The sequence below is a fragment of the Paenibacillus oralis genome (genome assembly GCF_003863965.1).
GTDB lineage: Bacteria > Bacillota > Bacilli > Paenibacillales > Paenibacillaceae > Fontibacillus > Fontibacillus oralis.
Map to the genome: position 1 here is coordinate 1 of NZ_RRCN01000001.1, position 13,062 is coordinate 13,062.

13 protein-coding genes, 1 rRNA gene and 1 other annotated feature are annotated in these 13,062 nt (G+C 54.5%); all 14 genes read right to left on the minus strand.

Features of this window, described 5'->3' with window-relative positions; all coding sequences use genetic code 11:
• Nucleotides 1-78: ribosomal RNA gene (locus tag EHV15_RS00005) — 16S ribosomal RNA — on the minus strand; the annotation flags it as partial.
• A gap of 433 nt (nt 79-511) precedes the next feature.
• Nucleotides 512-2,470: a LysM peptidoglycan-binding domain-containing protein gene (locus EHV15_RS00010; RefSeq protein WP_128629471.1), complete on the minus strand. Its 1,959-nt coding sequence runs from the start codon at nt 2,468-2,470 to the stop codon at nt 512-514.
• A gap of 164 nt (nt 2,471-2,634) precedes the next feature.
• Nucleotides 2,635-3,516: a branched-chain-amino-acid transaminase gene (ilvE, locus tag EHV15_RS00015; protein WP_128629472.1), complete on the minus strand. Its 882-nt coding sequence runs from the start codon at nt 3,514-3,516 to the stop codon at nt 2,635-2,637.
• Complete coding sequence (pheA, locus tag EHV15_RS00020) at nt 3,516-4,421, minus strand: prephenate dehydratase (RefSeq protein ID WP_128629473.1); 906 nt, start codon at nt 4,419-4,421, stop codon at nt 3,516-3,518. The genes ilvE and pheA overlap by 1 nt, the downstream gene beginning before the upstream one ends.
• The gene (thrB, locus tag EHV15_RS00025) at nt 4,418-5,386 is read right to left on the minus strand and encodes a homoserine kinase (protein ID WP_128629474.1); all 969 of its coding nucleotides are present in this window, start codon (nt 5,384-5,386) and stop codon (nt 4,418-4,420) included. The genes pheA and thrB overlap by 4 nt, the downstream gene beginning before the upstream one ends.
• Nucleotides 5,383-6,453: a threonine synthase gene (gene thrC / locus EHV15_RS00030; RefSeq protein ID WP_128629475.1), complete on the minus strand. Its 1,071-nt coding sequence runs from the start codon at nt 6,451-6,453 to the stop codon at nt 5,383-5,385. The genes thrB and thrC overlap by 4 nt, the downstream gene beginning before the upstream one ends.
• Nucleotides 6,454-6,480: 27 nt before the next feature.
• Nucleotides 6,481-7,767 (minus strand): homoserine dehydrogenase, encoded by a 1,287-nt coding sequence (locus EHV15_RS00035; RefSeq protein ID WP_128629476.1) that lies wholly within the window; start codon nt 7,765-7,767, stop codon nt 6,481-6,483.
• A gap of 84 nt (nt 7,768-7,851) precedes the next feature.
• On the minus strand, nt 7,852-8,289 hold the full coding sequence (locus EHV15_RS00040; RefSeq protein ID WP_128629477.1) for an ACT domain-containing protein: 438 nt from the start codon (nt 8,287-8,289) through the stop codon (nt 7,852-7,854).
• A gap of 149 nt (nt 8,290-8,438) precedes the next feature.
• Nucleotides 8,439-9,752, minus strand: coding sequence for a GTPase ObgE (obgE, locus tag EHV15_RS00045; protein WP_128629478.1), 1,314 nt, complete (start codon nt 9,750-9,752; stop codon nt 8,439-8,441).
• Complete coding sequence (locus tag EHV15_RS00050) at nt 9,743-10,510, minus strand: Spo0B domain-containing protein (RefSeq protein ID WP_246061224.1); 768 nt, start codon at nt 10,508-10,510, stop codon at nt 9,743-9,745. Before EHV15_RS00050 ends, obgE begins: the two co-directional genes overlap by 10 nt.
• A 189-nt stretch (nt 10,511-10,699) precedes the next feature.
• Entirely contained in the window at nt 10,700-11,011 is a 312-nt protein-coding gene (gene rpmA / locus EHV15_RS00055) for a 50S ribosomal protein L27 (protein WP_036620517.1), read from the minus strand.
• 18 nt (nt 11,012-11,029) lie between these two features.
• The gene (locus tag EHV15_RS00060) at nt 11,030-11,362 is read right to left on the minus strand and encodes a ribosomal-processing cysteine protease Prp (protein WP_128629479.1); all 333 of its coding nucleotides are present in this window, start codon (nt 11,360-11,362) and stop codon (nt 11,030-11,032) included.
• Between the two features lie 13 nt (nt 11,363-11,375).
• Nucleotides 11,376-11,687, minus strand: coding sequence for a 50S ribosomal protein L21 (rplU, locus tag EHV15_RS00065; RefSeq protein WP_128629480.1), 312 nt, complete (start codon nt 11,685-11,687; stop codon nt 11,376-11,378).
• A 13-nt stretch (nt 11,688-11,700) separates the two neighbouring features.
• Nucleotides 11,701-11,786 (minus strand) — a sequence feature (ribosomal protein L21 leader region).
• 80 nt (nt 11,787-11,866) lie between these two features.
• Nucleotides 11,867-13,048 (minus strand): Rne/Rng family ribonuclease, encoded by a 1,182-nt coding sequence (locus EHV15_RS00070; RefSeq protein WP_128629481.1) that lies wholly within the window; start codon nt 13,046-13,048, stop codon nt 11,867-11,869.
• Nucleotides 13,049-13,062 lie beyond the last annotated feature (14 nt).

Consider the following 13,062-nt stretch of genomic DNA (forward strand, 5'->3'; position numbering starts at 1 on the left):
CGATTAACTCCGCTCGACTTGCATGTATTAGGCACGCCGCCAGCGTTCGTCCTGAGCCAGGATCAAACTCTCCAATAAAGTTGGAAGGAGTCTTGTACCCGAAGGTACGAGGTGTTCCATCCAAGTTGAAACTTTATTCGAAAGAGCGATTAGCTCAATCAGTTACTGACGAGAAAGGATCGAATTTCAATGCCGGCGCAAACCGGATTGGAATTCATCCATTTTAATTCTCATTTAATACTCACTCGTTGTTCAGTTTTCAAAGATCAACTTCGTTTTCGTTCATCACCGTTGTTTCAGCGGCGACTTAAATAATATAACATACTGACTAAAGAAAAGCAAGAACTTTTTTAAAAAATATTTAAATCAATTGCTCCCCTACGAGATTTAAGAGCATCGCATTTAACGGGGACATTTAATATAGCATATTGTTTGCTTAATCTCAAGCAATTTAGCATGTTAATTCATGGAAAAAGGGGAGCGAGGGATCATTGCCCTCGCTCCAAAAACATTAAGCATTAATCCACGGATTCCGGCGGCCGGACGATTTGTGTTTACCTGAGCGCGCTTTTTTTCCGGCCCCGCCTGTGCTGGACTTGCTTTGCTTTTTACGGGGTTTTATCGAATCCGGGCCGCCCGAGATTTTAACATCTTTAGCGGGGCGTGTTTGCGGAGCTTCCGAAGTTCCCGTCGGTTCGGCATCTGTCTGGATTTCCGCAGTCTGGCCATCCCTTGGCAAATAACCTTGCATGTTTTCCAGCGGGCTAACTTCGCCTTTAAGCGGTTCACTTCCCATGGACAGCCCTTGGGTAAAAGGAGCCGGATAAGGATAACCCGGCATAGACGGCGCTTGGGACAAAGGTGAAACCGCAGTCGGGTATGCCGGCATCGGCGATCCATAATACGGGAGGTATCCCGGACCATGATGCCAGGCTGCTCCTTGGGTATACGGCGGCATGCCGTAGGATTCGGGAGACACATACTGCGGCTCGGATGACGGATAGTGATGCGCGTTAAGCATAGGATTGCCCATGTGTTCGGCCGGGCTGGTAATCCCGCCTACCTCCGGCATCGGATACATCGGTGCGTTTGCATTCGATATCCCCGGATACTCCCCTTCCGGGATATGCCCCATTGCAGCCTGCACCTGCGGAGACGATGGAACATTATAGGAAGATACGGGTTCCGCGGGTACATTGTATTGATAAAAAGGATGATAGCTTTCCGGCTGCTGGTAAGTATACGGGACAGTTCCCGAACATCCGCATGGGGATTGAGTTGGATAGACCATTGAGGGGAGTACGGACGTAGGCTGGAGCGGTTGATACTGCGGATAATACGGGTTTGCATATTCAGGCTGCTCCGCCATCGGGTATTGGGCAGTTAAAGGTGAGTATGCCTGAGGCTCCGACTTCATCGGTTCATAGGCAGCCGGGCTTACCGGCCCATAACTGTACGGTTCCGATTTCATCGGTTCATAAGAAATCGGAGCAAGACTGGTCGGTTCGGTTTTCATCGGTTCATACGAGATTGGAGCAAGACTGGTCGGTTCCGGTTTCATCGGTTCATACGAGATTGGAGCAAGACTGGTCGGTTCCGGTTTCATCGGTTCATACGAGATTGGAGCAAGACTGGTCGGTTCCGGTTTCATCGGTTCATACGAGATTGGAGCAAGACTGGTCGGTTCCGGTTTCATCGGCGTATAAGCTATCGGCTCATACTTGGCAGGTTCATAATGTATCGGCTCGAATTTCGGCGGTTCGTATTTGATTGGCTCATGCATGATCGGCTCGATCTTCACGGGCTGCAGATTGGTCGTTTCGTATTGGATCTGCTCGACCTCGATTTTAATCTCCATCGGCACCGTTTTCGGCTGCTCCGCCTGAATAGGCAGCGTTTTGGGAACTTCCTCTTTCGGAGCTTCCTTGGGAACAGGCTCAGGCTGAACGGCTTCAGGCGCAATATTGGCTTTGGGCGGTGTTTCCACCCCAGCTATAGGAGCCGTGCTCTTTTTGCCGGCCATGCCTGCGATGGGAGCCGTGCTTTTCTTGCCGGTTTGGGCCGGCAATGTCCCGATATTCTCCGGATTCGGATTTGGATTCGGATTGCCGTGCCCATCCCCGATCGGCCCCGCACCCGCACCCGCGGGAATATTGACGATTTCGCCAACCGTCAGCTCATTTGGGTCTTTCAGCTGCGGATTCGCCGCAATCAACGTCTGCAAAGAAAGGCCCCACGCCTTCGCCAGTTTCCACAACGTATCTCCCTGCTTGACGACATGCTTATACATTTTGCCCGTCCCCCCGCCGATCGGCACCGCCTCGGCAGGAATTTTCACCTTGTCGCCAACGTTCAACACGTCGGGATTCGTGATTTGCGGGTTGGCATCGATCAATTTCTGCAGAGGCACATTATACTTTTTTGAGAGCTCAAACAAAGTATCGCCTTTTTTGACAATATGAATTTTCACGCGCTAAAGACCTCCTAGGTATCATCTCCGGAACGTGATTATCGCCCGGGGCCCATTTATAACATCCTATGCAGGAGCCCGGTTTTTGACATCCAACATAAAGAAAAAATCCTATCTCCCTCTAGAAAAAGGGAAATAGGATCGAAACGCCCGCAGCGGAGCCGCTATTGCCAAACTTTCAAACCGTCCTGATCGACGATCGCCCGGAACTCCTTCAGAAGCTTCAGCGTCACCGGACCGGCATGTCCTTCGCCGATCACCCGGCCGTCCACTTCCCGAACAGCGATAACTTCCGCCGCGGTCCCGGTCAGGAACACTTCGTCGGCCACATAAACGTCATGCAGCGTAAACGGTTCTTCTTTGAGTTTATATCCTTTTCGCTCGCAAATTTCGATGATCGCCTGGCGGGTGATTCCTTCCAATGCGCCCAAATAACATGGAGGCGTCGTGATAACCCCGTTTTTGACGATGAAAATATTGTCGCCCGAGCCCTCCGTTACGTAACCTTGAGCGTTCATCATAATAGCCTCGCCCGCCCCGGCCAGGTTCGACTGGATTTTCACCAACACATTGTTCAAGTAGTTCAGCGATTTGATTTTCGGGTTCAGCGCGTCCGGTACGTTTCTGCGCGTGGAAACCGAGACGGCTTTCAAGCCGGTTTTGTAGGCTTCCTCCGAATAAATCGCCAGTTGCTCCACAATGATGACGACCGTTGCTTTGGGGCAGCGGTTCGGATCCAGGCCCAAATTGCCCGCCCCGCGGGAAACGATGAGCCGTATGTAGCCGCTCCGCAGCTCATTGCGGCGCAGCGTCTCCACCAGAGCATCCTCCATTTCTTGATAAGTCAGCGGAATGTCCAGCATAATCGATTTCGCGGAATCGTAAAGGCGATCCAAATGCTCTTTGCACTTGAAAATATTGCCGTTATAAATCCGAATCCCCTCGAAAATCCCGTCCCCGTACAAAAAGCCGTGGTCAAACACGGAAACCTTTGCTGCATCTTTTGTTACGAATTGTCCATCCAAGTAAATGACTTGTTCTGCCATTAATTTTGCACCTCCGCTGTTTGCTCTTCAAAAGAATAACTAGGGTAGCTCCCCAGCACGCGCACCCCACACCCCAAAGCTTCGATTTCGCCGATCGCCGAGCTGAGCAGCACCGAATCCAGCGGTTCAAGCACATCCATTAAAAAATAATAATTTCCCAATTTCTTTTTTGTTGGACGCGACTCGATCCGCGACAAATTCAGTTTGCGCCAAGCAAACGCAGACAATACCTGATGCAATGCCCCCGGAAAATCCTCAGGCAACGCAATCACCAGGTTCGTTTTGCTTTGGACGTGTTTGTTGTTCCCGCCGATCTTCAGCGGCTTCGGGCCGATCAGGACAAAACGGGTATAGTTGTTGTCATGGTCCGTCACTTTGCCGGCCAGTACATCCAAACCGTGATGCTGCGCTCCCAATCTCGTCCCGATGGCGGTCCATCCCAGGCCGGGATGCTGCTTGACCACCTCTACCGCCTCCGACGTGCTGCCGACGTGCTCCAATTCCGCCTGAGGCATGCGGGAGCGGATAAACTGCAGGCATTGGGCCATCGCTACAGGGTGAGAAAGCACTTTGGTCACCTTAGAAAAATCGATGCCATCGCCATCAGGCGCTCCGGCGCCGAATTCTTCCCGCCGGCCGATCAAGTTCTGAATCGACGGATATACCCATTCCACCTGCATCGGAATATCCACTTCGTGGACAAGCCAATCCATATGCAGGCTGACCGATCCTTCAATCGTATTCTCCACCGGAATGACGCTATAATCGCTTTTTCCGCTGGCCGTGGCTAAAAAAACGTCGGAAATTTGCTTGAAATGAAGCAGTTCCACCGGCTCATCCCCAAACAGATGCAGCGCCGCTTCGTGGGAAACCGATCCTTCAGGCAGCAATGCTATACGTTTCATGTCCTGACTTCCCCTTTGATGTAATCCATAAATGAACCTTCCTTATCCATAGTAAGCTCCATCGCCCCAAATGTGCAAGGTTCGAGCCAGATCGTCCTAGCCCGGATTCCGTGCTCAGCAAGAACGTCCAAAAGGAAAACCTCCAGGTTCTGCCCCGTACGCTGCCGCCGGTCGGCCAGCGCCAGCAGCGTCGGTCCGGCGCCGCTCAAAGCGGCCCCGAGCGCTCCGTGTTCGGTCGCTTCCGCCAAAATCCGCGACATGCCGGGAACAAGCGAAGCCCGGAAGGGCTGGTGAAGGCGGTCGCGCATCGCGGCCGGAATCAGGTCGAGCCGTCCAGCGGCCAAAGCCGCGGTAAGCAGCGATGTACGGCTGACGTTATACACTGCGTCCTGCAAACTTACCTGGCGGGGAAGCGCTTCGCGGGCCTTGGAGGTGGATAGCTGAAAATCGGGAATCGCGACCAGCACCTCGAGATCGGCCGGAGGATCGATCCGCAGCACATCCGCGTGGCTGCCGTCCCATACGGCTGTGATAATGCCGCCAAACAAGGAGGCTCCGACATTGTCCGGGTGCTTCTCCAGCGCCGTGGCCATGTCGAACAGCTTGGCCTGGTCAAGCGGCGCGCCGATCAGCAGGTTGGCGGCAAACAGCGCCCCGACGATCGCTGAAGCGCTGCTCCCGAGCCCGCGGGTCAGAGGAATTTCCGAATACATCGAAATTTCCAGTTCCGGCACCTGCACGCCGGCTTCGGCAAACACCATTTGTGCGACTTGATACACCAGATTGCTTTTGTCCTTCGGCAGCCCGCTCATCTCGCCGCCATAAAGATGAAACACGGTCGTCTCCGCCGGCTTCATTTCGATCCAGGAATACAGGGGGAGCGCCATGCCCAGCGTATCAAATCCGGGCCCCAGGTTGGCGGTGCTGGCCGGCACCTTGACCCGGACCCCGCCCTCACGAATCATGCGCGCGCTCCTTGCAGCTTGGCGATCGCATCCATGACCGCTTCCTCCGTATCCTGGACGACAAGCGGTTCACCGCCGATGCTCTTGATCGCGATATTCGGATCTTTCAGGCCATGGCCGGTAAGGACGCAAACGACGGTTTCTCCGCCTTTGAAATAACCTGCGCGCTTCAGCTTGTACACGCCGGCGATGGAAGCCGCCGAAGCCGGTTCGGCAAAAATCCCTTCACGGGCGGCAATGGTCCGGTACGCTTCAAGAATTTCGTCGTCCGTCACGTAATTGATTTGGCCGCCCGATTCCTCGGCAGCCGCTACAGCGGTTTTCCAGCTTGCCGGATTGCCGATCCGGATCGCGGTAGCGATCGTTTCCGGCTCCAGAATCGGCTCGCCTTTGACGATCGCCATGGCGCCTTCGGCCTCAAAGCCGACCATCCGCGGCAGCGAGGAGGATTTCCCGCGTTCATGGTATTCCTTAAAGCCTTTCCAGTACGCGGAGATGTTGCCGGCGTTGCCTACAGGAATCGCGAGCACGTCCGGCGCCTTGCCGAGCTGGTCGCAAACTTCGAAAGCGGCGGTTTTTTGCCCCTCGATGCGGTATGGGTTCACGGAGTTCACCAGCGTAATCGGATGTTTGGCGGTAATGTCGCGGACGATTTCGAGTGCCCGATCGAAGTTGCCTTCGATGGCGATCACTTTTGCGCCGTAGATCATCGCCTGCGCCAGTTTTCCGAGAGCGATGTTGTTGTTCGGAATCAGCACGATGCAGTCGATGCCCGCGCGGGCGGCATAAGCGGCTGCGGCCGCCGAGGTGTTGCCCGTGGAGGCGCACATGATCGTGCGGCTGCCCTCCTCGATCGCTTTGGCGACGGCCATCACCATGCCGCGGTCTTTAAACGACCCGGTCGGGTTCAGCCCCTCGTATTTGAAATATAGATCAAGCCCGAGTTCCCGCGACAAATTTTCCGCCCGCACCAGCGGCGTATTCCCCTCCTGCAGCGTAAGCTTCGGCGTTTTGTCGGTTACGGGCAAATATTCTTTGTAGGTTTCCAGCAGTCCGAGGTATCTCATGAGATGAACTCCTTTTTTAAAATAATTTTATCCTTCAACGCGGTAAACGCTTTTGATCCGATGAATCACAGCAAGCGACTCGAAATGGTTGATCACCTTGTCCATGCTTGCTTTGCTGGCGTGATGAGTAACGATCATGATCTCCGCCCCGTCCAAGTTCGTGTTCGGCGATTGAACGACCGAATCCAGACTGACCTCGTATTCGGCAAACACCTGGGTGATCCGGGCCAGCACGCCCGCCTTGTCATCGACATGGAGCAGCAGGAAATTTTTATAGGCGATCTGCTCGTCGGTTTTCAGCTTCTTTGGCTTATAAGGAACGATTTGCTTCAGGCCGTTGACGCCCAGCTTTAAGTTTTTGACAACGGCGACCAAATCGGCGACGACGGAAGTGGCCGTCGGCATCTCACCGGCTCCAGCGCCGTAGAACATCGTCTCTCCCACGGCTTCACCGTAAACGTAGACGGCGTTATAGACTCCGCCCACCGCGGCGATCGGATGCGTATTTTTGACCATCGTCGGCTGCACGGTGATGCTGAATTCGTCATCCTGCCGCTCGGCGATCCCCAGCAGCTTCATTTCATATCCGAGCCGTTTGGCATACAAAATATCCTCCCGTGTTACCGAAGAAATACCGCGGACGTGAACGTCGCTTAGCTCGACATTGGTCCTGAAGCCCAGCGTGGCGAGAATCGCCATCTTGCGGGCGGCGTCAAGCCCCTCCACATCGGAGGTCGGGTCGGCTTCTGCATAGCCAAGCTGCTGTGCTTCCTTCAGTACATCCTCGTAAGAAGCGCCTTCCTGGCTCATTTTGCTCAAAATATAGTTGGTCGTCCCGTTCACGATCCCCATAATTTTCATGATCCGGTCGGAGGAAAAGCCCTCGATCAGCGTCCGGATAATCGGAATGCCGCCGGCTACGCTGGCCTCATAAAACACGTCGCATTGATTATCCATCGCTTTGGCCAAAATTTCCGAACCGTACAGCGCCATCAAATCCTTATTGGCCGTAACGATATGTTTGCCGCGTTCCAGCGCTTCTAAAATGTAAGTCTTCGTCTGTTCAACACCGCCCATCACTTCCACGACGACGTCGATTTCCGGATCGCGGATCACTTCCCACGGGTCCTCCGTCAGCTTGGCCGGATCAATTTCGATGCTGCGGGGTTTCTCCAAATTTTTTACCGCAATCTTCTCGATTCGTATCGGAGACCCCACTTGACTGCTCAGATCCTCCTGATGCCCTTCCACGATCCGAACCACGCCGGTTCCTACCGTGCCAAGTCCGAGCAACCCAACTTTCACTGGTTTCATTTCCGATCCCCTCCTGTTATCCAATACGCCCTAGGCAGCGAGCATTTTCTATGATTTCGCTCCACCCTTCCGCGCTTATCCGCCTTAGCCTTGGCCGACGATTTGCGTTCTCCTTACGCCGGGAATGGTCTGAAGCGACTGCAGCATCGCGTCAAATTCCTCGGTGAGCCGGGAGGTCTCCACGGAAATCACGACGTTCGCCCTCCCCTGGAGAGGAATGCTTTGGTTAATCGTCAGCACATTGCCTCCGGAGCCGGCGATCAGCGCAAGCACCTTCGATAAAATTCCCGAGCGGTGCTCCAGGTCAAAGGAGATGGTCACAATGCTTTCCCGTTCGATTTGATTTAATTGATGAATGCCGTCTTTATACTTATAAAAAGCGCTGCGGCTTAAACCCACCTGCGCCACCGCCTCGTGAACCGTCTTGGCCTCTCCGGCGGCGAGCAACTGCTTGACTTGGAGCGTCTTGACCACTGCTTCGGGCAAAATGTCCTCGCGAACCAAATAATAATGCTCTTTCACAAAACGTCCTCTCCTTAGAGACTTTTGTTTTTGTATAGTGGACATTATACCGGAAAGTCGATTAGGTGGCAATGGCTTTTGCCGTAAATACAACGAATTTCCGCTGTCGCCGCTGATAGCAAGAAAAGCACCTCAAAGGTGCTTTCTAGTCAATAGTAATAACTGCTGCCTTCCACAAACTCGAATTCGAAGTCGCCGATGCGTACCGGCGTGCCGTCCTTGGCGCCGCGTTTGCGAAGTTCCTCGTCGACGCCCATATGGCGCAGCGTCCGGGCCAGCTTTAAAATCGCGTCATGCGAATTAAGCTGCATCCGCTTCATCATCCGCTCGATTTTTACACTTTCCACGATAAAGGTCTCGTTTTCCCGCCGGATCGTAAACCCTTCATCCTCGCGTTTGTCGAGCTTGTAAATTTTCCGCTCCTCCAGCTCGGTCACTTCTTCAATCGCCGGAGCTTCCGGAATTTGATCGAGCAGATCGGCCGCGCGGTAAACAAGCTCCTGAACCCCTTGGCGGGTGAATGAGGAGATCGGCATAATTTCCAGGTCGCCGCGAACCTCGCTGACCTGCTTGCGGAATTTCTCCAGATTTTCCGCCGCCTCCGGCATATCCATTTTGTTGGCGGCGACGATTTGCGGACGATGCTCCAGATCGGCGTTATATTGCCTGAGCTCGTCGTTGATCTTCTGCCAATCGTCAAACGGATCGCGCCCTTCCGAACCCGCCATGTCGACGACATGGATAATGAGACGAGTCCGCTCCACATGGCGCAGAAATTCATGCCCCAGGCCGACCCCTTCATGGGCCCCTTCAATCAGCCCCGGCAGGTCGGCCATCACAAAGCTGCGCCCTTCGCCGACATCGACCACCCCGAGATTCGGCGTGATGGTCGTAAAATGATAGGCGCCGATTTTCGGCTTGGCCGCCGACACGACCGACAGCAGCGTCGACTTTCCGACGCTCGGAAAACCAACCAATCCGACGTCGGCCATCACCTTCAGCTCGAGCACCACCCAGCGCTCTTCGCCTTCCTCACCGTGCTCGGCCAGCTCCGGCGCCGGGTTGTTTGGCGTGGCGAAGCGGATATTGCCGCGACCCCCACGACCCCCGCGGGCCACGACAATCTGCTGGCCGTGGCGCGTCAAATCGGCGAGCACCTCCTGCGTGTCGTCGTCGATCACGACCGTGCCCGGAGGCACGCGGACGATCATGTTGTCCGCATTAGCTCCGTGCTGGCTTTTGTTCCGCCCCTTCTCCCCGCGCTGCGCCTTGAAATGGCGCTGGTAGCGGAAATCCATCAGCGTCCTTAAGCCTTCGTCCACCCGGAAAATAACGTCCCCGCCTTTGCCGCCGTCGCCGCCGGCCGGGCCGCCCTCGGGTACGTACTTCTCCCGGCGGAACGCGACGATCCCGTCGCCGCCGTCGCCTCCCTTGACATAAATCTTCGCTTTATCTACAAACATGCATTCACCTCATTTAAGTTCCCGCAGGAAATCCGAAGCCGAAAAGCGGAGAATTCCGATTCAACCTGTTCGGCGCGAACCCGTTTGCCCTCCGCCCATTCCTCAATTTGGCGCTTTATCGCTTCTTTGTTGCCCGGTGCGTGGAGCGAATCAAAGCGCACCAGCACCTCGCCGTTCTCCCGCGTGATGGACATTTTCAACAGGAGTACTTCACCCCACGAAGACCGGCCGGTATACTGATAAGCTCTGATCGTTTCCACGATAGCTTCCGTCAATTCCTCCGCGTCATCCGTCGTGAGCAGACTCCCAAGCTGCAAGTCGTTTTCGATTTCAACCTCCAGCTGCACCGAGCCGTTCACTTCGCGGAACGACTGCAAATAAAACACGAGCGACGGAATGCCGAGCCTCGATATCTTGCTTTCCACAGCCATTCGTTCCTTTATTCTTTCCACGCAGCCGGTCAATTTATCAAATTTGCCCATCCGGATATATCCGTACAAAATCTGCAGGTCGTTCATCCAATCATGGCGATGGTGGCTAAGCGTCGCCGAAGCCGTTCGCTGTACCGATTCCAGCAAATGCTTTCGCTCGTTCGCCGCCCGTTTTCTGATATGCCGCACATACAACCAAAACAAGACGAAAAGGCAACCGCTTATAACCGCATGTCCGATCGGTGATTTTACGTAATAATGGAGGGCTAGACTAGCGATTGCAAGCAGCACGCCGATCGTCGGCACCGTGAACCGATGTTTCATCATTTCCCCGTTCCCCTAACGAATTGGGTGAGCTTGCCACCCTGGCATCTTAACCAAGTATAACATAAACCCGGCTTCAAAATCGCTCCACTTAGTCAATCGAAAATGATCGATATCCCGACATTTAAAAAGCCCTGGCACTTGATTGTGCCAGGGCTTTGCAGCTAGCTTCATTTCGTACGGCTTCGCCGCTTAGGCTTCAACCGTAGCCGCTACCGGAGCGGTTTCTACAGGGTAGACGCTCACTTTTTTGCGATCGCGACCCCAACGCTCGAATTTCACGACGCCGTCGACTTTGGCGAACAGCGTATCGTCGGAACCGATGCCTACGTTCGTACCCGGATGAATTTTCGTGCCGCGTTGACGAACGAGGATGCTTCCGCCCGTCACGACTTGGCCGTCAGCACGTTTCACGCCAAGGCGTTTCGCGATGCTGTCGCGTCCGTTTTTCGTGGAGCCTACGCCCTTCTTCGAAGCGAACAACTGGAGATCCAATTTCAACATTGTAGTCTACCTCCTTCTTTAAATGATGACGTCCTGTATCTGAATATACTTCCCGTATGATTCTTCGATACTCTTCAGCATAACGACAAGGGAAGCAAGCAGCAATTGCACCTGTTCCTCGGCTTCCGGCCGAACCGCGGAAGGAAGACTCGCGCTTAGAAAGCCGTTCTTCATCCGGGAATCCATCACGACCGCCGTCAGCTCCTCAATGGAGTTGACCGTACCTACGGTAACGGCCGAAACGCCGGCGCATACGATGTCCTCCCCGGCCTTCGCGTAGCCGGCATGGCCTTCCACCTCAAAGCCCGCGATGCCGTTATCCTGCCTGCGCAAAATGGAGACGATAATCAACTACCGCACCTTCTTACGCCTGGATTTTCTCGATCGTTACTTTCGTGTACGGCTGGCGATGACCTTGTTTTTTGTGGTAGTTCTTTTTCGGTTTGTATTTGTAAACGACCACTTTTTGGCCTTTGCCGTGTTTCTCGACTTTTGCCGTAACAGTAGCGCCGGATACGAGCGGAGTTCCCGCCACCAAACCTTCCCCTTTGGATACTGCCAACACACGGTCGAACGTTACGCTTGCGCCGTCCTCTGCGTCCAATTTCTCGATGTAAAGCACATCGCCTTCTTGAACACGGTATTGTTTACCGCCGGTTTCGATAATTGCGTACATTTGCTTGCACCTCCTCATGTCTCAGACTCGCCTGATCCAGGTGCCGCTGTCCGAAGGCAAGCGGACTTGTCAACCCGACCGGAGCGGTTACAGCATGTGCACAAGCATATACTTAGTGACACATACCTTACTATAATAGCATGTGGTGCCGACAATATCAATTTGTTTTTCAGCCAAGATCACAACGAATTTTCCGCACGGATTCTTTTTCGCGTCATCTCCAGCAGTCCGAGCCGCGTCCAGCCCAAGATGTGATGCTGCGTCCGGTCGCCGTACATCGATTGCTCCAGCCGCTCCCAAACGGTCTCACGATGCTCATCAAGGTCCATGTCGATGAAATCGATAATAATGATCCCGCCGGTGTCGCGCAGCCGGACAAGCCGGGCGATTTCCCGGGCCGCCTCCAAATTCGTCTGAAACACCGTATCTTCCAAGTCGGCGCCCCCGGTGTATTTTCCCGTGTTCACGTCGATCACGGTCAGAGCCTCGGTCGTGTCCCAAACGAGGTAGCCGCCGCCGGGCAGCCAAACTTTGCGTTGGAAATCCTTGTCGAGCTGCGGCTTGACCCCGTAATGCTCAAACAGAGGCGGTTCGTCTTCGTATACGATGATGCGCGGCGATTCTCCCGGCAGCATTTTGCGCAAAAAAGCCAGCGCTTCATCGGCCTGTTCCGAACAGTCCACAATCAGCTCGTCCGTTTCCGGGCTGTAGACGTCCCGCATCAACCGCTGCACGACGCTTAGATCCTGATGCAGCAGAGCGGGAGCCGCGGCGTCCCCGGCTTCCTGCAGGATCGAAGCCCACTGCCCCCGCAGCAGGTCAAGGTCTTCGCCGATCGCCGCGCTGCCTTCGTCCTCGGCCACCGTCCGCAGGATGAGTCCTTCCTCCTCTTGCCTCAGCTCCTCGCCAATCGTTCTCAGCCGGAATCTTTCTTCCTCGCGGCCGATTTTTTTGGACACGGCGACGTAACCGGCCGTCGGCATATACACCAGCCAGCGCCCGGGCAAGGAATAATGGGTCGTCACCCGCGCGCCTTTGTTGCCGATCGCTTCTTTCACGACCTGAACGACCAGTTCATGGCCGGGCTTCAGCAGCTCCGTAATCGACGGCTTCGGTTTGGGCTGCTTTTCCAAATGCGGATGAAGCACATCATCAATATACAAAAACGCGTTTTTTTTCTGTCCTATATCCACAAAAGCGGCTTGCATGCCGGGAATGACATTAACGACTTTACCTTTAATAAAGCTGCCGACCAGGCCTCTGTTCTGAGAACGCTCCGCCGCATACTCCACCAGTCTGCCGTTCTCCAGAAGCGCCACCTCGGTAGAGCCGGATCCGCAGTGAACAATCATCCTTTTCATGATCTCACCTTTCT